Source organism: Pontibacter sp. LHS2 (assembly GCF_058932845.1).
In genome coordinates this window covers 719,742-742,806 of record NZ_JBZYWG010000003.1, presented here as the reverse complement: position 1 = coordinate 742,806, position 23,065 = coordinate 719,742, and the positions used below count along the sequence as shown (strand labels likewise).

Annotated in this window: 18 protein-coding genes and 1 riboswitch; of the genes, 6 read left to right on the top strand and 12 right to left on the bottom strand. The window is 49.0% G+C overall.

Annotated features, from left to right (window positions below; all coding sequences use genetic code 11):
- Positions 1–72 precede the first annotated feature (72 nt).
- A complete protein-coding gene (locus tag AC5FX6_RS16600) occupies positions 73–1,746 on the top strand; it encodes a M28 family metallopeptidase (protein ID WP_493598078.1) in 1,674 nt (557 codons plus the stop codon).
- Positions 1,747–1,928: 182 nt separating this feature from the next.
- Positions 1,929–2,852 carry a DUF6624 domain-containing protein gene (locus tag AC5FX6_RS16595; RefSeq protein ID WP_493598077.1) on the top strand — a complete coding sequence of 308 codons (924 nt, stop codon included), beginning with the start codon at positions 1,929–1,931 and terminating at the stop codon, positions 2,850–2,852.
- A gap of 129 nt (positions 2,853–2,981) precedes the next feature.
- Here the strand turns inward: AC5FX6_RS16595 and AC5FX6_RS16590 are convergent, their stop codons facing one another.
- The 3 genes from AC5FX6_RS16590 to AC5FX6_RS16580 form a co-directional block, all read right to left on the bottom strand.
- Positions 2,982–5,186, bottom strand: a complete 2,205-nt coding sequence (locus tag AC5FX6_RS16590; protein WP_493598076.1) for a B12-binding domain-containing radical SAM protein — start codon at positions 5,184–5,186, stop codon at positions 2,982–2,984.
- Between the two features lie 425 nt (positions 5,187–5,611).
- The gene (locus AC5FX6_RS16585) at positions 5,612–5,845 is read right to left on the bottom strand and encodes a DUF2798 domain-containing protein (protein WP_493598075.1); all 234 of its coding nucleotides are present in this window, start codon (positions 5,843–5,845) and stop codon (positions 5,612–5,614) included.
- Positions 5,846–5,896: 51 nt separating this feature from the next.
- Positions 5,897–6,070 carry a hypothetical protein gene (locus AC5FX6_RS16580; protein ID WP_493598074.1) on the bottom strand — a complete coding sequence of 58 codons (174 nt, stop codon included), beginning with the start codon at positions 6,068–6,070 and terminating at the stop codon, positions 5,897–5,899.
- A gap of 146 nt (positions 6,071–6,216) precedes the next feature.
- Here AC5FX6_RS16580 and AC5FX6_RS16575 point away from each other — a divergent pair, with 146 nt between their 5' ends.
- Positions 6,217–6,525 carry a hypothetical protein gene (locus AC5FX6_RS16575; protein WP_493598073.1) on the top strand — a complete coding sequence of 103 codons (309 nt, stop codon included), beginning with the start codon at positions 6,217–6,219 and terminating at the stop codon, positions 6,523–6,525.
- An 80-nt stretch (positions 6,526–6,605) separates the two neighbouring features.
- Here AC5FX6_RS16575 and AC5FX6_RS16570 read toward each other — a convergent pair whose 3' ends face one another.
- Both AC5FX6_RS16570 and AC5FX6_RS16565 read right to left on the bottom strand, forming a co-directional pair.
- Positions 6,606–7,733 (bottom strand): DUF5074 domain-containing protein, encoded by a 1,128-nt coding sequence (locus AC5FX6_RS16570; RefSeq protein WP_493598072.1) that lies wholly within the window; start codon positions 7,731–7,733, stop codon positions 6,606–6,608.
- A gap of 23 nt (positions 7,734–7,756) precedes the next feature.
- The gene (locus tag AC5FX6_RS16565; RefSeq protein ID WP_493598071.1) at positions 7,757–9,670 is read right to left on the bottom strand and encodes a TonB-dependent receptor plug domain-containing protein; all 1,914 of its coding nucleotides are present in this window, start codon (positions 9,668–9,670) and stop codon (positions 7,757–7,759) included.
- Positions 9,671–9,772: 102 nt separating this feature from the next.
- A riboswitch (cobalamin riboswitch) is annotated at positions 9,773–9,975 on the bottom strand.
- Positions 9,976–10,168: 193 nt separating this feature from the next.
- Between AC5FX6_RS16565 and AC5FX6_RS16560 the strand changes: the two genes are divergently transcribed.
- The gene (locus AC5FX6_RS16560) at positions 10,169–10,768 is read left to right on the top strand and encodes a DNA-3-methyladenine glycosylase (RefSeq protein WP_493598070.1); all 600 of its coding nucleotides are present in this window, start codon (positions 10,169–10,171) and stop codon (positions 10,766–10,768) included.
- A 1-nt stretch (position 10,769) separates the two neighbouring features.
- Here AC5FX6_RS16560 and AC5FX6_RS16555 read toward each other — a convergent pair whose 3' ends face one another.
- The 4 genes from AC5FX6_RS16555 to AC5FX6_RS16540 all read right to left on the bottom strand — a co-directional run bounded on the left by AC5FX6_RS16555 (position 10,770) and on the right by AC5FX6_RS16540 (position 15,983).
- Positions 10,770–13,517 carry a TonB-dependent receptor plug domain-containing protein gene (locus tag AC5FX6_RS16555; RefSeq protein WP_493598069.1) on the bottom strand — a complete coding sequence of 916 codons (2,748 nt, stop codon included), beginning with the start codon at positions 13,515–13,517 and terminating at the stop codon, positions 10,770–10,772.
- Positions 13,518–13,732: 215 nt separating this feature from the next.
- A complete protein-coding gene (locus AC5FX6_RS16550; protein ID WP_493598068.1) occupies positions 13,733–13,894 on the bottom strand; it encodes a hypothetical protein in 162 nt (53 codons plus the stop codon).
- Between the two features lie 136 nt (positions 13,895–14,030).
- Entirely contained in the window at positions 14,031–14,492 is a 462-nt protein-coding gene (locus AC5FX6_RS16545; protein WP_493598067.1) for a hypothetical protein, read from the bottom strand.
- 294 nt (positions 14,493–14,786) lie between these two features.
- The gene (locus tag AC5FX6_RS16540) at positions 14,787–15,983 is read right to left on the bottom strand and encodes a THUMP-like domain-containing protein (protein ID WP_493598066.1); all 1,197 of its coding nucleotides are present in this window, start codon (positions 15,981–15,983) and stop codon (positions 14,787–14,789) included.
- Between the two features lie 135 nt (positions 15,984–16,118).
- Here AC5FX6_RS16540 and AC5FX6_RS16535 point away from each other — a divergent pair, with 135 nt between their 5' ends.
- Positions 16,119–16,808 (top strand): DUF4397 domain-containing protein, encoded by a 690-nt coding sequence (locus AC5FX6_RS16535; RefSeq protein WP_493598065.1) that lies wholly within the window; start codon positions 16,119–16,121, stop codon positions 16,806–16,808.
- Positions 16,809–16,971: 163 nt separating this feature from the next.
- Positions 16,972–18,279: an adenosylhomocysteinase gene (ahcY, locus tag AC5FX6_RS16530; RefSeq protein ID WP_493598064.1), complete on the top strand. Its 1,308-nt coding sequence runs from the start codon at positions 16,972–16,974 to the stop codon at positions 18,277–18,279.
- 61 nt (positions 18,280–18,340) lie between these two features.
- On the opposite strand, the gene AC5FX6_RS16525 is transcribed toward ahcY, so the two are convergent.
- From AC5FX6_RS16525 to AC5FX6_RS16515, 3 genes are all read right to left on the bottom strand, one after another.
- Positions 18,341–19,072 (bottom strand): glycosyltransferase family 2 protein, encoded by a 732-nt coding sequence (locus tag AC5FX6_RS16525; protein WP_493598063.1) that lies wholly within the window; start codon positions 19,070–19,072, stop codon positions 18,341–18,343.
- Between the two features lie 121 nt (positions 19,073–19,193).
- On the bottom strand, positions 19,194–19,934 hold the full coding sequence (locus AC5FX6_RS16520; RefSeq protein WP_493598062.1) for a LytR/AlgR family response regulator transcription factor: 741 nt from the start codon (positions 19,932–19,934) through the stop codon (positions 19,194–19,196).
- A gap of 30 nt (positions 19,935–19,964) precedes the next feature.
- Positions 19,965–22,913, bottom strand: a complete 2,949-nt coding sequence (locus tag AC5FX6_RS16515) for a two-component regulator propeller domain-containing protein (RefSeq protein WP_493598061.1) — start codon at positions 22,911–22,913, stop codon at positions 19,965–19,967.
- Positions 22,914–23,065: the final 152 nt, after the last annotated feature.

Below are 23,065 nucleotides of genomic sequence, written 5' to 3'. Positions count from 1 at the left end.
ATGTACTTTAACACTTCTGTGGCTGCTATACCTTGGTAGTTTCAGTTGCATCGACAAATCTAAAACATCATTATGATAAAAAGAATCAAGCCTATTTTGATGCCTGCCCTTATGGCTGGGATGCTTGCCTCCTGCCAATCTTCCAACCCTGAGACAGGAGAGGCCAGTTCCGAAACCGTATCTGCGTTATCAACCGAGAGCTACAGCAACTACCTGACTGCCCTGGCTGCTGATGATATGGAAGGCCGCAAGCCGTTCACCTCCGGAGAGCAGAAAACACTGGATTATCTGGAGCGGGAATTCAAGGCGCTTGGTGTAGAACCCGGAAACGGCAACAGCTATTTCCAGGAGGTGCCGATGGTAGAGGTAAACACGACTGCTAGCCCAACCATGACCATCAAAGGCAAGCAGCAGGAACTGAAACTTGAAGGCCGCAATGACTATGTGATCTGGACCCGACGCACAGACGAGGCCATCAACATCGATCCTACAGAAATGGTGTTTGTGGGTTTTGGCGTTGTAGCACCTGAGTATAACTGGAACGACTATGCAGGTCTGGATGTAAAAGACAAAATTGTCGTGATGCTGGTGAACGATCCAGGTTTCTATACCCAAGACCCGGCTGTGTTCAAAGGCAAAGCCATGACCTACTATGGTCGTTGGACTTATAAATTTGAAGAGGCAGCTCGTCAGGGAGCCAAGGGTGCTTTGATCATCCACGATACGGAGCCAGCTGGCTATGGCTTTCAGGTAGTGCAGAATAACTGGAACACTTCTAAGATGTACCTTGACAGCCGCGGCCGCGAAACCTACAAGTGCGCTATGGAAGGTTGGATCACCACCCCGATAGCTGAGAAACTCTTTGCCGCTGCAGGTATGGATTATAAGTCTGTACTGAGCAAGGCGTCTAAGCTAGGCAATAAACCTTTCCCGCTGAACCTACAAGCGAGTACTTCGCTAAAAGTGAAGACCCGCTACGACAAAACCTCCAACTTCATTGCCAAGATCACCGGCAGCACACGCCCTGACGAGACCATCATCTATACCGGTCACTGGGACCACCTGGGTATAGGAAAAGCTGATGCGGCAGGCGATAGCATCTACAACGGTGCTGTAGATAATGCCAGTGGTGTGGCCGGCCTGTTGGAGATAGCCAAGGCATTTAAAGCCCAGCCAATACAGCCGGAGCGCACAGTTGTATTTCTGGCGGTAACGGCAGAGGAGCAAGGGCTATGGGGCTCGGCTTATTATGCTGAGAATCCGGTGTTCCCGAAAGAGAAGACGGTTGCCAACATCAACATGGATATGATGAACCCTTATGGTAAGACCAAGGATGTGGTGCTATACGGTTCAGGCCAGTCCGAGCTGGAAGATTACATCACCGCGGAGGCTGAAGCGGCAGGCCGTTACATCGCACCTGAGGAGAATCCGGAGGCAGGTCTGTACTATCGTTCCGATCACTTTAACTTTGCCAAAATAGGTATACCGGCGCTGTTCATCGGCCCGGGTGTCGACTTGGTGGACGGCGGTAAAGAGGCCGGGAAGAAGAAACTGGACGAGTACTACGCTAGTTACTACCACAAAGCATCTGACCAGATACATCCTGATTACAAAATGGATGGGGTTGTCGAGGATTTGAAGTTGCTATACCAGGTTGGCAGCCGTTTGGCTGGTTCTTCGGAGTGGCCGCAATGGAAAGCAGGCTCGGAATTTAAAGCTGTGCGAGACAAGTACATGAACAACTAACGCTGAAATTACTTTCATTGGGGAAGCCGCACGATTAGCAGTAGCCAATCGTGCGGATTTTTTGTTACCTGTTGGCCTGATTGAAATTCTTAAGTAGTTGTTGTAGTAGGATAAAGTATTTGATAAGGTATATATATTATAAAATTTGTGTAGCTTAGGTTGATAAACAAACTTGAAAATCTATGAAAACGCTCCTCTTTTATCTGTTGCTGGCTGGCAGCATAAGTACTGTTTCACTGGCACAATCTGCTGCTGAAGCAAATGTAAAATATGAGGCTAAAGACTACAAAGGCTCCGGGCAGTTATATGATCAGGTGTTGAAAGACGGGAAGGGGAGTACGACAGATTATTACAATGCTGCCTGTTCCTGGGCTTTGGCGGGCGATAAGAACAAAGCTTTTACCCATCTTGGCAAAGCCATCGACAAAGGTTATCTCAATATAGGCCACTTGAAGCAGGACACTGATCTCAATAGTCTTCACAGCGACAAACGCTGGGCTAAGCTCGTGCAACAGCTGCAAGCCAATGTGGATAAAGCAGAGGCTAACTACAACAAACCTCTGAAGGCGCAGCTGGAGCAGATCTATGAAAATGATCAGAAGTACAGACGCATGATCGGCAAGGTACAGCAGGAGCATGGTCCGCAGTCGGAGCAGTTTACGGAGTTGATAAAACAAATGCAGGCAGCTGATAAGGAGAATTTGAAGCAGGTTCTAGCCATTATTGAAGAACACGGCTGGCCTGGGAAAAGTATGGTAGGATCAACAGCAAGTGGAGCAGTCTGGTTGGTAATCCAGCATGCAGAACTGGATACTCAGTTGCGTTATCTACCTATAATGCGGGAGGCAGCAGAGAAGGGTGAGTTACCAAAGAGCAGCTTAGCACTTACAGAAGACCGGGTACTGATCGGACAAAATAAGCCACAGCTATACGGGAGTCAGCTGCGACAAAATTACGAGACAAATAAGATGGAGTTTTTCCCTATAGAAGATGAAGTAAATGTGGATAAGCGACGTGCCGAGGTTGGTCTAGAGCCCATGAAAGAGTATGCAAAACGATATGGGCTTGATTACACGCCACTTGTGAAATCTACTATAGTCAATTAATATCCAAGCAGACATAAAGCAGAAAAGGCGCCGATGAGGTGCCTTTTCTGCTTTATTAATCATTATCTCTTATCAAGGATATAAGCGGCAAAAGTCTATAAAGTAGGTATCGCATACCGTGTTTTCCAATTACAACAGCAACAATCCCTTCTCTCTTAATTCAAACCAAACCGGAGAGGCCAGAAACTCTGTGAAGTTCAAATGCGCATCCAACGGATAAGTCTCTTCCAGTTGCTTCAGCGTTGTGGCCGGTGCATCTTCTGCATTTAGCAGCGTAAGTTGCTCCAGCAGCCACTGCCCTATATTCGCGGTAGTTTTAATCTGGAAGTCTTCTGCTTTTTCATAGAAAGTCAGTACACAGCGCTCAATGGTTTGCCCCTTCTTAGCGTACATCATGAAGTCGATTTCAGGCACATTGCCCAGCCAAAACACACGGGCCAGCTTACGCTCACTGTCTGGTTTAGCCGGCTCCTGAATGGCCTTAGCAATCAGGTTGCGGTCAGTGGTGACACGTGGTACTTTAAAGTCGAACCAGAAAGAAAGCGGCTCTTCCAGTGCTACGCCGTGCATATAATTGTAAATGGCTTTCGCTAAGCCTTGGCCGAAAAGTTCGTGGTCAGTGCCCTGCGGGTCTTCGTGCCAGAGGTCATTGTTGGCGAAGTCTCCTTCTGGTGGACCTACTTTCACCACTCCAAATTTCTCAGGGTGTTTGCCTACCGGGCTATGGGCTGTCATACTAAAGCGGTGCCAGTAACCTGATTGGATCACGCCGTTCAGGAACAACTGCCGTACCACTTCCAGCGAGTCAATTGTCTCCTGAGCTGTTTGCGTTGGAAAGCCATACATGAGGTAAGCATGCACCATGATGCCAGCCTGTGTAAAACCATCGGTCACGCGGGCCACTTGCGCGATGCTCACACCTTTCTGCATGAGGCTAAGCAAACGATCGGACGCCACTTCCAATCCACCCGACACGGCTATACAGCCTGAAGCAGCCAGCAAACGGCAGAGGTCGGGCGTAAAAGTCTTTTCGAAGCGGATATTGCCCCACCAGGTAATCTTCACGCCACGGCGGATTAGCTCAATGGCTAGATCACGCAGCGCGGCAGGTGGCGCAGCTTCATCCACAAAATGGAAGCCGGTCTGACCGGTCTGGGCAATGATCTGCTCAATGCGATCCACGAGCAAGGTTGCCGGAGCTGTTTCGTAGCGGGAAATATAATCGAGGGTGATGTCGCAGAAAGAGCAGCGTTTCCAGTAGCAGCCATGTGCTACGGTTAGTTTGTTCCAACGGCCGTCGCTCCAGAGGCGGTGCATCGGGTTGATCACATCGATAACAGACAAATAGTCCTGTAAAGGCAGGTTGCTGTAATCGGGTGTACCTACTTCGGTGTGAGGTATATCTTTATCGAGACAGCCGTTGATGAACTCTACCTTGCCATCTTGCAGCATGAATGTGCGCTGCAGGAAATCCAGCTGACGCTCGCCCTGCAAGTATTCCAGCAGTTTCAGCCAGGGGCCTTCGCCATCATCCAGCGTCACGAAGTCGATGTATTTGAACAGGCGCGGCTCCCGCAGGCTTCGTAGCTCTGTATTCGGGTAGCCGCCGCCCATCAGGGTATGGATATGCGGATACTTCTGCTTAATATACTGTGCCAGCCTCAGGCCGCCATACAGGTTGCCGGGGAAAGGTATAGAGAAACCTACTACATCCGGCTGCACCTCTTGCAAGCGCTCCTCCAGCAATTCCAGTAGCATCTGATCTACCAGGTTCGGCTCTGTCTGCAGGGCTTCTTCCAGTGGGTCAAACGAGGTGGCAGACATGGCCAGTTTATCAGCGTAGCGACTGAAGGCAAAATAAGGGCAAATGGTCTCTTTGATCAGGTCACCCAGGTCTTCCAGGTATAGCGTGGCCAGGTAGCGGGCGCGGTCCGTGATGCCCATGCTTCCGAAAGCCCAGTCAATGTCCTCCACCTGATCAAAACGGGAAGCCTCGGGCAGGTAGCGGCTGTAGCTGATCTGTTGAGCCAAGGTGTTGTCCTTGTTTTGCAGAAAACGGATGATGGGCTCAATAGTGTTGAGGTACTCCCGCTTCAGACGCAGCATGCGCCGGCTGTTGTCCGACAGTTCAAAGTCGCCTGCTTCTACTGCCTCAAAAATGCGCGCTAAACCATCTCTGGAAAACATGCGCAACACCAGCTCAATGCCAAAGTCAGCCTGCGTAACAGAGTAACCCTGACCACCGAGAAAGCCTTTGATGTAAGCCGTGGCGGGATAAGGAGTGTTGAGCTGCGTAAGTGGCGGCGTAATGAGCAGTATGGACGGTTTTTTCAATTCTGATAGCTTAAAATAAGAGGCGCCAATTGCAGGCAGACTGCAAAACTAGTGATTCTGCTGCGCTTTCTAAACAATTACTGCCAGCTTAACACTTCTGGTACAAGCAGGGTTCAGTCTGGAATTGTTGTAAATGAGAGGCTTAAGAAATGGCAGGTATAACATTGATTTATTTATGCATTAAAGCGATATTTAATTATATAAATCAATTTAAATATCTCTATATTTGCATTATTATCATCTATAGTTGAATGCTTCTAGGCGTAAAAGCTAAGGTCTGAATTGTTGAAATTATGTTTCATGATTTGATAACCTGGAGCAATGGCTTGTGATGGTGTAAGTGTTTCAATTGTTCCCCAAAACAAAAGGCCCGTGATACTATCACGGGCTTTTCGTTTATAGTGGATATTCTTTACAGATCACATTTACCGAAGCGTATCTGAGATTTTATTGACAATAAAGTGAGCTCCCGGCACTATGGCGAGCACCATACCTGCCACCATTACAAAGAGGACTACGAACATGCGTAGCCAGTTTATAAAAAAGTTGTCAGCGAATCCGAAGGTATAAAGCTGCAGGGCTGACGCTGTCAGCAGGCATAGCAAGAAGATAACCAACAGCTTGCGCTTCAGGACCGGGTTCATCAGTTTCTTTTTCATGGCAGATCAGGTATAGTCGCAAAGTTAAGGGTTAACCCGATAGCTGCGTTATCAGGCATGCCCTTTTTGTGCTTCGGCGTCAGAGCTGTCATCCTTTGTATGGTCTGGGTTGCTTGCCCCCGTGCCCTGAGGCGGTGGTGTCTGTTTCTGGTCTTCTACTTTATTCTCGTCCGAAGACATTTCCTTTGTGCTCTTTTCCTGGTCAGGTTTATTTTTTTCGATCATGATGCTTTCATGTTTTAGTGCTTTATGTCATACGTCAAACGGAGGGTGTGCGTAGCTTTTTTTAACTCTAATTGTAGGCCGGTCGTACATTAAAGAGCTATACTCTTATGCGGCATGGCACTTTGAAAATCTAAAATGAAATAACTATGAAATCAATAAAAACAACGGCTGCTGCACTGGCTTTGGTTATGGGTGTAGGTATGGCAGCTTGTAACACAGGTACTGAGCCCGGCGAGACAAATGTGGAGCGAAGCGAAATAGAGTATCCGGAGGAAGAAGATCGAATAGGTCCGGAAGAAAAGGGCCAAGCAGGAATTTACGGTGATACAACCCAAAACTACGAGAATATCTACGAAGGCCGTGAGGGCACCGCTATCGGTGACAGCGCCTTCAACCAGGAGGGAGACCGCCAGAAACGCTATGATAAAAATTTAAAGCCTGATCCTAACCAGTAATACCGTATAGGTATAAAAGCACAATGCCCGGCGCTCACTAACTGAGCGCCGGGCATTGTGCTTTCTAATAAATGGATGTATTACCGGAATACGAAGCCATTTGGGGCTATGCCTACCCGGAAGGAGTCTATGGCTGCGCCGTTCTGTGCATTGTAGCGTACCACCCAGCCATTGGAGGTATAGTCTGTCGCTTTACCGGCATAGATAGTGCCACTGGCAGGTTCTACACCTAGTCCGTTGAAGCCATAAGGCACATACTTGCCACGGTCGATAAGGGGTTGAGAAGCCAAAGTCGTAGCGTTGACATCCTGTACCCATACCTTGTTATTGAACACATAATACAGTTTGTCGCCGTTAGGAGTTGGCGTGAGCTTACCTGGTGATGGCGCATTTTTAGTGAAGGTAAGTGTCGTCATCACCGCATTGCTTCCCGTATTGATTTTGGCCAAAGAGCCAGGTGTGCTGTTCTCTTCGCTCACTGACCAATCAGTCGGGTCGTACGCTTTTACGCCACGGCTGCTCACCCATAGCATATTGTTACGATCCAGGGCCAGGCTGTTTGGTCCGGCGTTCACTGTTATGGAAGTTTCTACAGCATCGGTCGCAGTGTTGATCACGGTTACTGTGTTTCCACCGCTGTTGGCTACGTAGAGTTTGCCGCCCTTCAATACCAGTTGTTCTGGCTGCACACCCACCGTGATGGTTTTTGTAACAGTCAGCGTCTTGAGGTCTACCACGGCTACGCGTCCGTTGCCATACACATAGGTTGCCGGATCGTAGCCAAGCCACTCCGTTACGTAACCTTTGTCATCGTTCAGGGCCGCAAAGTAACGTGGCGCCTCCAGGCCAGCGATCTCGCCTTCCGCTTTCAGGGTATTGGCATTGGTGACCACTACCTTGCCGCTGTTGTTCATCACCAGGTATAGCCTGTCGCCCTGTTGAACCATGTGCTGCAGCACATCACCCAGCACAAGCGGAGAATTCACCTTCTTGAAAGATTCGTTTTCCACTGTTTTGCTGTCGTGGCTATAGAAACTAACCGAAGCAGTTGATTTATTAAACGCACCTTCATTGGCGACAAGGACACCATTGCGGGCGTACTCACCGGCGGGGCCATCGTCATTTTTGTCGCAAGAGGTGATAGCGATTGCACCAAAGGCAAAGGCAGCTGACAGGAAGTAGCTGCGGAAGCGGGTAATGTTTTTCATGTTGATGAGGTATGGATATTTAATTAAGGTATAAGAAAGCGTAAGCTGGCTGCCAGACTGCGAGGCGGCATAGGCATATTTTCGAGCACGGTATACTCGAGGTCGGTCACATTATCGCTGCGCACCGAGGCGACAAATTGATACTGGGCGAGGCTGATCTTCTTGTGCACTGCAAGGCTGAGCAAGGTATAGCCGGGTAGGCTACCGGAGTTGCTGTTGTCGGTATAGCGGAGGCCGGTATGCGTCAGGTTGCCAAACAGCGACCAGGAGCGGAAGGTAATATCAGATCCTAACTGTACTTTATGCAACGGCACGTGCGCCAGTTGCCGGTTCAGTTCCTGGTTTCCTTCATAGGCCTTGACCTGCTCTGAAGAGGTATAGGTATAGGCACCCGTAGCGGCCACTTGCCAGTCGCCGAGTGTGGTGCTGGCACGACTGCTAAGCTCTATGCCTTGTGAGCGAACCTTCTGTAAGTTGCGGGGAGACCAATAGCCAGCGGGCATAGGCATCCACTGCACCCAATTGTCCACCAGCATGCGGTAGGCAGATACTTCAGATTCAAGCTGTACTGGGCCGAAAGTGTAGAGGTGGCGTAGCCCGGTTTCATAGCTCCAGCCTTGTTCCGGTTTGATATCCGGATTGCCGCCTGGTTGCCAGAAACGCTCGTTTAGCGTCGGTACCCGGTAGCTGCCCGATACATTGCCTTTGAGGTATAGCCGGTGTTGGTCTTGTTGTAGCATGAGCCAGTTGGCACCCAGGGTAGGGGCCGGTGTTGGGTTATAGCCTTTCACAAAAGCCTGGCGTATGTTGAGGCTCAGGTCAAGTCGCTTGCTCGGGTCGTAGCGAAAGAGCAGGAAAGCGGAGGCGCGGTCCTCTGTTACCTGTCGACCGTAGCCCTGCACATCGGCAGTGAAATGCTGCAGGTTAAGACCGCCGCGTAGGCTCCACCGTTGGGCATAGGTATAGGTCTGCTCAGCCTGCAACTGGTAGGTATTAATGTAGGTAGTGGAGTGGTTGCTGTTGTCCGTGAAGAGGAGGTAGTCATTGAAGACAGCAGCTTTCACGGAAGTCTCTCCCCAGTTGCTGCTATGGGCAAGCTCCGTCATCAGGCGCAGGTTGCGATCGAGCTGCTCAGCGTTGGTATTGGCGGCGCCAAGGGCTGGGGGTACTTCACGGTTGGCATAGGTATACCAGCCATGCAGAGCCAGTCGGGTAGTCGGGGAGAGCCTCCAGGTGAGGTCCTGCGTAAAGCCGTGCTGCGACACCTGGGCCTGGTCCTGCCGACGGGGTGGCGCCCCGATGCGGCCATAATCCCTAAAAGAAAAATTGTTCTCTGCTGCCAAATGATAGCCGCTTACCCCGATTGAAATTTTCTGTCCGCTGTAATGGGCGCTGGCGTTGGAGAAGTACCGGCCAAAACTGCCAACTTCCTGCAATACATCCGCACCGAAGCCCGGCGCTTGCTGGGTTGGAGAATTGAGCAACACAGCCCCTCCGATGGCCCCGCTGCCATATGTGGCGCCTGCCGCCCCATGCTGCACCGCAATGCTTCCGATGCTGCTCAGAGGCAACAGAGACAGATCACTTTGCCCAAGTGCAGGCTGGCTGATGTTGAGTCCGTTCCAGAGTACGGCGGTATGGGTCGCGCTGGTTCCCCGGAAGGAAGGGGTAGCAATACCGCTTGGGCCGTTCGTTTTCAGGAAGAGAGGAGTGCGGGCCTGCAGCGCATCAGCTATGGAGCCGGAGGTATAGGTCTGGATAAAGCTGCTGTCGAGTGTGCTCACGCGGCTGCCGGATGCAAAAACCTCAGCAGGCTTGCCGAATATTTCGACAGTGCGCAAGTGGTACAGCGTCGTGTCCTGCTGCGCCACGGCAGCCGGTGCTATACCTAGCAATAGAGCCAGGCACGATAAAATACGGTAATGAAACTTTGCCACGTATACGCTTGCTTAAATCCCGAAGCATGCAGGCAGGTATAGGCAGGAACAGCGCGCGCAGGTATAGCGAAGGCCGTGCAGCTTTTTACCCGAAAGCATACGACAATATTGGTCGGACTGGCAGGTCTCCTGGCTCTCTTCAGGTCAGCCAGCCTTCCCATGCGTTGTGCGGCACAGTGGCGGTGGTTTTGGCTTACCCTTTTTAAGAAGATTACAGTTGCGGGAACAGCATAGGTTTCACACCTATTTCCCTTTTAAGGCTTTGTATGAGATACAACAAAGCCACCAATCTGAGGGCAAAGGTAATGAATAAAGATGAATGATTGATGGGTAGGGTGATATGAGTACTGATTAATTATAGATGCAGGACGATGAAATGAGCTTCAAAGGCTCAAGAGCACATTCATAAACGGCACAGCCTCCATTTGCTTCACATCTGGTGCATGTTCGTATGAAAACTGACGTACTAATCATTTATTCACCATTCTTGATTCAACAGTGAAACTCAACAAAGACTTTTATACCCGACCAGATGTCGTGCAGGTGGCACAGGACCTACTGGGCAAATACCTCTACACAAAGCAAGATGGCATCCTTACTGGCGGTATGATCGTGGAAACAGAGGCATATTCCGGCACAAACGACAAGGCTTGCCATGCCCACATGAACCGCCGAACGAAGCGCACTGAGATCATGTACCACGAAGGTGGTGTAGCCTATGTATACCTGGTGTATGGCATGTACAACCTGTTCAACATCATTACGAATGTGGAAGGGAGCGCCGATGCCGTACTGGTGCGAGCCATCGAACCGACTGAAGGTATAGCCGAAATGCTGCTGCGTCGCAATATGGCTACACCGAAGCCCAATCTCACAGCAGGACCCGGTGTGATGAGCATTGCGTTAGGTATAGATCGCAGCCACTACGGCGCACCACTCACCGGCGATACCATCTGGATAGAAGACAAAGGCATCGCCGTGCCCGCCGAAGGTATGGCCATCGGCCCCCGCATCGGGATAGACTATGCCGGTGAAGACGCTCTGCTGCCCTGGCGATTTTGGCTGAAAGGCAACAAATGGGTCAGTCGAAAGAAGTAAGCTAGGGTTGTATGCGTGTCTCGCTGCCGAAACGGTAAGTGGTCGTACCCACCATACCTTGCCTGGCCATACCTTCACACACTGCCACAAACTCCGTAATGACATCCGATGTGAAGAACGTAATAGTCGCTTTGCCATTGGTATCGGTGGTGACGTTCGGCTGCCAGTGCAGAGTGCTGCGGTAGTCAGGTAAGTTGTGACGATCCTCTGGTGCATCATAGCGCGGCGAATAAAACTCCGAGGGCCTGTTGTAACCAGCTAGCTTGAAAGTAATCGTCCCGGGTGATTTCTCCTTCGCATAATTGTAGTTGGGGTTTCCTCTTTTAGTAAAAAGGGCAATCACACCGCTGCCTGATGAAGCACCAAAAATGGCTGCATTGGCGCCTTTCAGTATTTCTATTGCCTCAATGTCAGAGGGATCGAGCATGTTAACTGTTTCGAGTTCTACACGCATCCCATCCAGCACAAACAGAGGTGTCCCTCCACCGCGTATACTTACAGATGTTTCGGAGCCGGAGCCTGTTACCTGCACACCTGCTACCCGGCCTGCCAGGTACTGCAGCACATGGGGGTAAACTACGGTGAACTTATCCAACTCAATACGAGCATCAGCGTTTTCCTTAAAATATATGCGGTGATCGTTGCTGAAGTCTTGCTTTTTAGCCGTTATATCTACCTGTTTCAGCTGAATGGCACCTGTTGTGAGGCGGTGCTGGCGGTCTGCTTTTGCCCAGTCGCTCATGCGCCTGCGGTAGTCTGTAATCTGCTCGGGAGAGATAGTTGCTCCTTCCAATGCCTGAAAGTTCGGTGAAGGCTTGGTTAATTGGTCCAGGTGAATGAGTAGATTATTGCTCCCCTTAAGTGTTCTTGCCTGTATAAACACCTTAAGTGTGTCTTCGAAGTTAAGTCCTACAAACCGGAAACTGCCATCAGGATTAGTCTCTGCCATCACCAGACTCGGTAGCGCAGGTGCAGTGTCTTTAGGAGTTGCGTTTGGGGTAAAGATCAGGGTTAGGTTGCTTTTCTGGGGTGTCTTCTTGCCAAGCTCCTTTTCCACTCGTCCCGAAAACGAGAGACTCTGCTCCGGCGAGTATGAGATAGCCGGTAGCTTATCCTGAAGCAGATCGCCCCAGTCGAAGCGTCGCCAGCCTTGGGTAAGCAACAGCAGGTCTAGGTGGCGGCGTGCCTGCGGCTGCTTCTTGTCAAAGTAGTAAGCTGGCTGCTCGATGGTGCCTTTTAACTCACCCTGCAGGTATAGCTGCGTGTAAATGTTGTTTTCGTAAGGCTGCTGGTTCAGGTCAATCAGAGCGTCGCGCACGGCGAGTGAGAAATTGCCTGCCACTGGTTTGCCATTCGTGTCATGGGCTTCCAGTTGCATGGTTACTTTTTGTCTTCTACCATAGGTTGTCTTGTCTGTCGTGATATTGAGCTGGAGTTGCGGTGGTTGGTTCACAAAGACCAGTCGCTCACTGAGTGCTTTGCCTTCAGCGTTGAATAGGGTGAAATGGATAAGCCCTGCCGGAAACCTGGCAGCAGGTATAGCCGACTCCAACACTTTCTTATCGGCATTGGCCCTCACCGCAAACAGCAGGCTGTCGTTTGCGTGTGCAATCAGGTACATAGGGCCAGGCTGAGCTGAGTTCTTGAAATTCTGCTCTATCCGGAAATTAACGGTTTGCTCACTGTGCTTCACCACCTGTAGCACGACACCCTCTGGTTTTGCCTCTGGTAGCTTATACCTGGCCAGGCGTCCGGTAGGGAGTTTTACCTGGGCGGTATAAGTCTTGCCAGGTTCAGGAGTAAATGTGAAGGCGCCCATCCCCAGGTGCTCGCTCTTAAAGTCCATTACCGTGTTGCCCTGCTGGTCGTGCACAGTACCTGTTACATTCATGCCTTTACCGCTTATGCCCACTGCCTTAAAACCTACCCGCGAAGGTATACCGGCCACCAAATGCCCTCCCTCCGGAAAGAATTGCAAATCCATGGCCGGTTGCCCTACCGGTAAGCGATAGCTACGCTGAAACGGGTTGCTTTTGTCATCGGACTGCACCATCAAAAGCGCTTCCTTCACAGTGCCGCTTTGAGCGGCGCTGAAGAAGAGTGGAAGTTTGGCTATACCTTGTGCATCGGTCTCCAGGCTGCTAAGCTTTCCTTTCTTCCCATCCAACACCAGCTGTGCTTTCAGTTTCAGGTTTTTTAGCGGTTCAAACGGATGTTTGTAAAATTGCAAACTCGTCACAATGGAATCGCCGGCGGGAGAAGTGTTTGTCTCAAATGAGATGCTGGCTTTGGCCTCTGTCAGGGAAGGACTGGCAATGCTGAACTCTCTGGTAAAGAAGTACTGCGGATCAGCATTACGCATCCAATTGGTATATGCCCTGATCTGGTAGAGCCCCTCTGAAAGCGTGTCGGGGAGGTAGAAGTCACCATGTGCCATGCCGTTCTTCAGGTTAAGCCTTCTGCTGAGGCGCACCTTGTTATCTGGACCCACTAAATCTGCATAGAGCACCGTGCTCAGGCTATCAGTTGCGTTCTGTGAGGCATAGGCTTTGAACCAGATGGTTTCGCCGAGGCTGTAAAGGGTTTTGTCCTGGTGCAGGTATATGCTCTCCTGTGGATATAAGGTATAGAACTTCTGAAGTTGGAGCGCTATGCGTGAAATCAGGTCATCATTATTGGCCTTTTTGAAACTGAATGCGAGGAGTAATACAACGACAGGAAGCGATAATAGGTGTAGAGGTTTGCGCATAGCTTGGCTTACAGGTGATACTCGATCGGAACAAATATTAAGCCAATAATATATAATAAAAAACTTATTCTGTCTAACTAATCGCTTTAAAAATTTAAACTATTCAAGAAGAATAGAGGCACAAATACAGCGCTGCTTATAACATCCAAAAGCCCCGGCTAAGCTGATTTTGATCAACATAGCCGGGGCTTTTGGATGTATCTTAATTTGAGTGTTTATTTCTTTTTCTGCTCGTTGTCAGTACGGGCCTGTGGTGTTGGGTTGTTTGAACCTGTCTTGCCTACCGCATCCTTGTGCAGGTCATTGCCTATGTCTTTTTTAGAACCAGTCTGGTCCTTGCCCGACTGCATGTTCTTTTTATCCTTCTCGTTTTTCATCGTTTTAAAATTTTAGTTCAATTACAATTGGTGTTTCATACTTCGTTTACGAAGCCTGTTAGCGCTGGTTAGTACTAACAGAGAAGCCCGTAGCATCTGCCACGGGCCTTTCTGTAATATATTCAGCTAAACTATATTAGGAATTGTTGTTACTAGAGCCAGAGTTGTTGTTCCCTGAGTTGTTGTCATTCTTGTTGCTCTGACGACCTGCTTCTGCATGTCCCTCTGAGTCGCCATGCCAGCCACGTCCCTGGTTTTGGCTGCTACTGCCTTGCGACTGGTTGCTGCTTCTTGCCTGGGTCTGGTTGCTTTGCGATGTTCTATTGCTAGTAGATGACGACGAACTGTCGTTCTTATGGCTCTGACGGCCAGCCTGTGCATGTCCTTCTGAATCACCGTGCCAGCCCTGACCTTGGTTGCTGCTGCTTGCTTGCGATCCCTGGCCGCTCTGACTCATTGGGTTGTTCTGAGAACGGGAAGTGCTTTCAAATTCACCAGACTCGTTTCTCGGCTGGTTTTGATTGTTATTCTGATTCTGATTTCTATTCTGGTTCTGATTAAGATCCTGATTCAGGTTATCTTCATTATTACGTTTCATAGCTTATGTGTATTTAAGTTAAACATGATACTTCCGGATTACCCGGAAGCCCTCTTTTTTACGAGGTAAGATTTTAACAGTTAAGGATTTAGGGTGGGTGTTAGGGAAGTTGGTATGGTAATAAAACCGACATTAGAAAGTATGGGTATATAGTGTTATGTAAGTATAACAGAGGGCGTATGTAGCTGTGGAAGAACGTATTGAGAAGGGAAATGTGGATGGATAGCCAAACGTAGGCTTGGATTTTATAAAGAGACCGAAAAATTAATCAGAGCAAAAAAATTTTAAAAATAATTACCTAGAGGAGCTGGATACCTTGCGACAAAAGATCACGATTGGCTTTTGGTGCATGTCAGTCGTAAAGAAAAGATAATCGTCCCCGCCTTCTTTTATACCTGTCTTTTTACGAATGTCAGCTACTGACTCCAGGAAGTTGCGCACCGTGATATTGGCTTTGCGCTGTGGAAGCTTAGAAAGAATCTCTTTTTTGTGATAGCGCCCCACACCCTGGCAGGCAAAAGCCCGACCCGGAAAATCAGGTATAAGCTGATCGGAGGTATAGAGATGGCTGTTGGGATGCAGTTTGTGCAGGCCAAATTGGCTGGCTACGCTCCGGTAAGCACCCGATTTGAGGATAGCTGAATTTGGTTCATACAGGTAAGCTTTTGGGTCGGCGAAGCTGACAACTGTTTGTTCTTCCTGCTCTTTGTAGAAGGAAAGCGACTGCAGGCTCCCGTCTGGCAGCAGGTTAATAGCATGGCGCACAGGGTTGGGGCCAGCCTGGGGCTGAAGCAGGTATAGTACTTCCTTGCACTCGTTGTGCAGCGCAATCACCCACACCGTAGTCACTGCGCCTAACTGCTCCAGAGCCAGCTCAATGTCCAGCATGGGGGAGGTTTTGAGCAGCACAGCATCTGCCTTCTCAAACAGTACCGGAAGCAGCCGCAATACATCTGGTTCGCAGTCTTGCAGTAAATGTACCTTCTCTTGCCTGTCACCGCGTCGTGCCGGATCCAGGTATAGCATATCAGCACGACCCGTGAAGCTTTGCAGAAAATTTTCCGCTGATATGTTGACGGCATCTATATTGGTTGCGCCCAGCAGTTCAAAATTATGAGCTGCTATTTCCGATAGCTCACTGTTCTGCTCTACATGCACTACCTGATCAAACTGCTTTGCAAAAAAGAAACTATCGACTCCAAATCCACCTGTAAGGTCAACAAGCAATCGACCTTTTACCAGCGAAGACTTAAAAGCCGCAGTAGCCTCCGAAGAAGTCTGTTCAACGGATACTGCCATCGGAAACACCACATCAGGGTGCGCTATCCAGGTTGGCAGCTTATGGGCGGCTTTTTGTCGTGCCTGGATTTGCTTGACCAGTTCAGCTACAGGTAAGTTCGGGTAACGGCCCGCCTGCAGCATTAGCTCAGCGAGGTCACGGTGCTGGTGCTGCTGTATAAAATCCTTCTCGTCCGGAGTAAAGTGTCTCATGCTATGCTGCAAAGATAACAATTAAATCAGCCCTGCTTTGCCTATAAAAAACGGACAGTCTCTAAACAATCCTCATATCTGCTGGTTGTATTGACAGCTAAAAGAAATTTTTAATTAATTAATTATTAGACTACTATGAAGAAATGGATGAAAATCATGATGCTGGCCGTGCTGCCAGCCATGGTACTTACAAGCTGCGATGATGACGACGATGATATGACCGTCATCGAAAGTGCCAATGTTCTGGTGGTACACGCTTCGCCTGACGCACCGGGCGTTGATCTGTTGGTAGATAATGAAAAGGTGAACACATCCGCCCTTACTTACCCCAATAACACCGGTTATCTGGAAGTGCCAGCTGGCCGACGCAATGTGAAAGTAAATGCCGCCGGCACTAATACTTCTGTAATCAATGCTGACCTTGATCTGCAGCGTAACATGAATTACTCTGTGTTCGCTATCAACACTTTGAGCAACATCGAACCATTGGTATTGATGGATGACCTGACTGCCCCAGCTTCCGGTAACGCACATGTGCGTTTTGTACACCTTTCACCTGATGCCCCTGCAGTGGATATAGCTGTGACGGGTGGACCTGTGCTGTTCAGCAACAGTGAATTCAAAGATGCTACTCCCTTTACTCCTGTAGCAGCTGGCTCATACAACCTGGAAGTACGATTGGCCGGAACAGAAACTGTTGTGCTCGCCGTGCCTAATGTGCAGCTAACAAGCGGACGCATCTACACCGTATTTGCAAGAGGCTTCGTGTCGCCACCAGCTGGCAATACAAACTCTCTTGGCGCTGAGGTTATTATAAACCGATAATCCCGAAGAAGACTGCTATACCTATAGGAGGCCTGTGCCATTGGCATGGGCCTCTGTATTTTACAAGATTTAAACCTGTTGATTTTCAGTTGTATAGTGCTGTTTTGTTGAAGATGATAGAGAAATTTTGTAATTTTGTGCTTCCAAAAGAAAAAAATAGAATATGATCGATACAACACTCAAGTACAAAGTAAAAGATATTTCGCTGGCCGAGTGGGGCCGCAAAGAGATCAGATTGGCAGAGGCTGAGATGCCAGGTCTGATGGCTATACGTGAAGAGTACGGCCCGAGCAAGCCACTTGCCGGAGCCCGCATCGCTGGCTGCTTGCACATGACTATCCAGACTGCCGTGCTGATCGAGACACTGGTAGAACTGGGTGCTGAAGTAACCTGGTCATCATGCAACATCTTCTCTACACAAGACCACGCTGCTGCTGCGATTGCCGCTGCCGGTATCTCTGTTTATGCCTGGAAAGGGATGACTGCAGAGGAGTTTGACTGGTGCATTGAGCAGACGCTGTTCTTCGGTGACGAGAGCAAGCCACTCAACATGATCCTGGATGATGGTGGCGACTTGACTAACATGGTGCTGGACAAATACCCGGAGCTGGCTCCTGGTATCAAAGGACTTTCTGAAGAAACGACAACCGGTGTTCACCGCCTGTACGAGCGCATGAAGAATGGTACGCTGACCATGCCTGCCATCAACGTGAACGACTCTGTAACAAAGTCTAAGTTTGATAACAAGTATGGCTGTAAGGAGTCATTAGTAGATGCAATCCGTCGTGCCACTGACGTGATGATGGCTGGTAAAGTAGCGGTTGTAGCAGGTTATGGTGACGTAGGCAAGGGTTCTGCTGCTTCACTTCGTGGTGCTGGTGCCCGTGTGATCGTAACTGAGATCGACCCGATCTGTGCTCTTCAGGCAGCTATGGATGGCTTCGCAGTGAAGAAAATGGCAGACGCTATCAAAGAAGCTGATATCGTAGTGACTGCTACCGGTAACAAGGATATCATCACAGAGCAGGAGTTCCGTCTTTTGAAAGACAAGGCGATCGTTTGTAACATCGGTCACTTCGATAACGAGATCGATATGGCCTGGTTAAACAAGAGCTATGGTAACACGAAAGATACCATCAAGCCACAGGTTGACCTCTACAACATCGAAGGTAAAGACATCATCGTGCTGGCGGAAGGCCGCCTGGTAAACCTGGGTTGTGCGACTGGTCACCCTTCGTTTGTAATGTCCAACTCTTTCTCAAACCAAACATTGGCACAGCTGGAGCTTTGGACAAATGCTGAGGCTTACGAGAACAAGGTATACACTTTGCCAAAGCACCTGGACGAGAAAGTAGCCCGTCTGCACCTGAGCAAAATCGGCGTAGAACTGGACGAGCTTCGCCCGGATCAGGCTGCCTATATCGGTGTGGAAGTAGAAGGTCCTTACAAGCCAGAATACTACAGATACTAATCGGTAGTATTTCCTATAAACAGAAAAGCCGGAGCATCAACTCCGGCTTTTCTGTTTATACCTAATTCTTAAACTTCCCCATCTTCAATAGTTTGTACACCGAAGCCTTAGCCTGTTTAAACTTATTGTCAAGTTTAAGGTACTTGTTGGCTCTGTCACGGAAATGAATACGGCGGTGCCAACCCAAATGATTGGTATAAGGCTCCTCTAGTATAAAGGCGTTATAGCCTAAGTTAGTGTAAAGATCAGAAATCTCCCTTTCGAACTGACCGGGCGTATATTGCTCAAAGCTGCCCATCAGGCGGTAATCACTCACTCGCTTTAGGCTGGGGTTAAGTGTGAATATGTCTTTCTTCACTATTCTATACCTAATACCTTGAGTCTCCTGTATCTCGTCTGCAAAGAAGTCAGCAGGGTACTCACTGGCACTGCGCCCCCAAACCGTAACTAGCTTCGGAAAAGCTTCCATCAAGGCGAGCGAGTCTTCTATAAAGCCTTTGCGCAAAAAGTCCCAATCATCCTCGCAGTGGAAGATGTACTCGGTTGTCACCCGGCTATAAGCTTTGTCGATGCTTTTTTGTTGGCCGAGCTGCTCTGGGTTCACAATTGTTTCAAACTTGTCGTAGCTAAATTTCTGCAGCACGTTTTCGAGCCCTTTGCGATCGCCGCTGTCTTCTATGATCAATATCTTCTCAACAGGATAGGTATTGAATTTAAAGAAACTGCGCAGCGTGGCCTCCAGCAGATCGAAGCGGTTGCAACTGGTAATAACGACAGTGATTCCCTTGGGCATGACGAATAAAATCAGGTGAATTTACAAATATAGCGGGCGCTGTAAATTAATTGCCCTGACTCCGCATATATTTCAGAGTCAGGGCAACCGATGATTTTACGTATGGCTTGCCAGGCTGTTATCAGATGATATTGAAGCGTGACATCAGGGCCTTCTTATAAGATTTGCCAATCGGTACATCGCCTTTTGAAAACACGACTGCATTTTCTTCCAGTGCTTCTACCTTATCTAGGTTGGCAATGTAGGAGCGATGCACCCGCACGAAGTTACTCGAAGGCAGCTTGTGCTCCATGTCTTTGAGCGTAGAGCTGACAAGGTACTTCTGATCCATGGTTACTATAAAGGAATAGTTGTCATATGCCTCTACCCACAGGATATCGCTGTACTGCACTTTGATGATGCGATGCTTAACCTTTACAAAAATGTAATCTGTCTGTGCTTCGACTTCTTTTGCAGCCTTTCCAGCACCATTGTCTATCGTTTTGTGACCGGAATCGTGTTTATAAAGTGCCAGCTCAATGGCGGACCGTAGGTTCTTCTCGTCGAAGGGTTTGGCCAGAAAGCCGTCAGGCTCCGTTTTCTTTGCTCTGTCCAGTGTGTCCTTGTCGGCGTAGGCAGTCAGATAGATAAATGGAATGTTAAATTCTTCCCGTATTTTAGAGCCGATCTCTATACCGTCAGCATCGCCTTTCAGGTTCACGTCAAGCAGCACTAGGTCTGGTTGCATGGTTCGAATCATCTCAAGAGTGTTCTCACCGGAATCGATGGCACACGTCTGGTAACCCAACTCCTCCAAACAGGCAGCCAGGTCTTCTGCGATTATAATTTCGTCTTCCGAAATGAGAATTTTTGGTTTTATCATAGCATTAATCACATACGTAAAATTAAAGAGTTACGATGCCAAAACAAAATGTAATATTGATTTTGTACCATTATTGTTTGTGAAATCGATCTTTCCACCTAGTTTTCTAGCTAAAGAGGAGACTAATTGTAAGCCATAAGACTTTTTGCGCCGCTCTTCAAAATCAGTTGGTAATCCGATACCATCATCGTGCACTGTCAAGGTATAAACATCGTTTTCTTCTGACCGCAGGTAGATGGCGATCTGCCCATACCGGTTAGGAAAAGCATACTTAATAGAGTTTGAAACAAGTTCATTCACAATTAGTCCCACGGAAAGCGCAATGTCTGCCTCCACCATGAGCGTAGGAATATCCAGTTTTACCTTAATATGGCGCTCCCCGGTACCATAGGTGGCTCCCAGGCTTTCACAGATATCCTTGATGTAAGCATGTAAGTCAATAGAGGCCAGGTCTTCGTGTTGATAAAGGCGCTCATGCAGAATGGCCATCGATCTGACCCGCCCCCTGACAGACTGCATGACTTCGAGGGCCTTGGGATCCTGCACGTGCCGGGCCTGCAGGTTAAGCATGCTCATAATGATCTGCAGGTTGTTCTTAACGCGATGATGGATTTCCTTCAGCAGGATTTCCTTCTCTCGGTTTTTTTCTTCCAGCAGCTGCGTTCGGTACTGCACTTTATGCTCTAAGAGAGAGTTAAGCTTTACAAGACTTCTTTCACGCAATCGCACCACACTAATGGTCGCGCCAGTAGCAATAAGTACAAGCAACACGATGAACCACTCTCTTCGCCATACCGGAGGCACAATGGTGAAGGTATAGGTAAGCGGGCTAGGGGTCCAGTAGCCATCACTGTTGGCAGCTAGTAATTGGAAGGTATAGGTACCCGGATCGAGGCTCGCGTAAGTGGCAAACGAATGATCCGTGACAGCCGACCAGTGGTCATCATGCCCTTTAAGGCGGTAGCGGTAGCGCACACGATCGGGAGCAGAAAGCGAAATACCATGAAAGTCGAATGTCAGGTGGTTTTGGTGGTGCGGCAGCCGTAGGTTAACAGGCAGTCCGGTAGCGGAGTCCGTGTTATAACCCATGTTGGCCCAATCTGTGGGCTTCAGGAAGAGCATGATGTTAGTCAGGATTGTGTTCGGGTACACCTGGTTACGTCGGTCCATATCCGGCAAATACATCGTCAGGCCTTTGGCTGTGGCAAACCATACGGTGCCGTCCGGTGTTTGCGTGATTCCCTTATTGCTTACTTCCAAGCCTCTGAACCCTTCCTGATTGGCATAACTGCGGATGCTGAGACGACCCCGGTCATGAAGTTGGTCGAGCTGCACTTTTAGAACACCCCTGCTCGTGCCGACCCATAAATGGTTTGTGTTATCAACGAACAGGCTTTTTATACCTTCGTTTGGTAGCCCGTTTCTGGAGTTGTATACCTTAGGGGTTTCCCATTTGTCATGCCAGGCCATGATACCGTAATTAAACCCTCCAAAGTACAGTGTGCCCCATTCGTCTTCTGCAATGGTCAATATTTCCCGAAAACCAGGCTCTTCTAAACCTGCAGCAGCAGTCACGGCGCCATTTTCATATCGGAATACGCCTTTCTCAGCGCCAACCCAGATTCTACCTTTGCTGTCTCGGTGCAGCGCATGTACTTTACCTGTAAGTTGCGGCTTATGCAGTGGTTTAATTAGCTGCTGGTTCGGAAATAGCATGGCCAAGCCGGCCGCTGTGGCAAGCAGAAGCTGGCCGTTTCGCATGGGCATGGCCTGGTACACCTCTGCTGCCGGTAAACCTTGTTCGATGCCAAAATGCGATATTTTGCCTGGTCCCAGGCGGTATACTCCTCTGCTGGTACACACCCATACATCGTCTTCGTGCGCTACCCACATACTGTGTAGCGTAGTACCCTTGGGCCAAATGTCGGTTTGCAGCCAGTTCAGGATGCCCCCTTCCATAAAAGCGGCAAAGCCGTCATCCGTGCCTAGCCATACCCTGCCTTTGGTGTCCTGAGCCAAAGCTGATATGACAGGTTCCTTTACCTGCCCCATGTCAAAGAAGTGCACAAACCAAGGGTTGCGGTACTGCATCAGGCCATGGCCGGTCGTCCCTATCCAGATGTTGCCCTCACGGTCTGTTGTGATACAATTCACCTTGTCCGTGCGCAAACCACTAAAGCGGGTCAGGTGCTGAAAATCCTTTCCATCAAACTTGAGTACGCCATTAAGACGCAGGCTCAACCATTGATGTCCAAAGTTATCGGTTGTGAAATCCCTTACGTTTGGACTTATAATTCCAGCGGGCAACTCAAAGTTCTCAAGCTTATTCAGACGGTAGGTTGCAGCGCCATTGGCAGTGCCTATCCAGACAGTGCCGTCTGGCGACTGGTTTAAGACGTTAATGCTATTATAAGGAAGGGCGCTATTGCTAGAGGTGTAGTGGGTGATACCAGTGGGTCTTACACTGTATACTCCCTGTGAGTCGCTTCCAGCCCACAGCTCATTAGTACTAGTGAACAGGATGTCATTAAAGCGGATCGGAGGTAAATCAGCATGCTGAACAAATTTATTTTTTGCCAGGTAATACACACCACTATCCGTGGCGGCCCATATCGTACCCAGATTATCTTCCGCGATGCTGTATATACCTCCAGGTGGCAAGCCGGCCTCTGTGTCATATACATTGAAGCTACTGCCCTTGAAAAGCATGAGACCTTTATCTGTCGTACCGATCCAGATGCGTTGTCGGCTGTCGAGCAATAGGCAGCTTATACTGTTGCTGCTCATGCCGTCGCGCTTGGTATAGGTATGGAAGGTGGAGCCATCGAAGCGGCTAAGGCCCCCCAGTGTAGCTATCCACAACTGCCCTTTATTATCCTGTAATATGTCATTAACCTGAGACTGCGGCAAGCCCTGCTCCAGCGACCAGTTACGAAAGTTGAACTGTTGCGCCTGCACATGGAAGGAAACTGCCAGCAATATTAAGAAAGCAAAAGGGCGCATCTGAGAGCAAAGTAATTAGGAACAACAATACATGAAGTTGATGTATTTTGTGATAAAAAATAGCCTTAAATTCATATTACTCTAAAGCTATTATTTTGTTGCCTATATACTATACCTGATGTTATAAC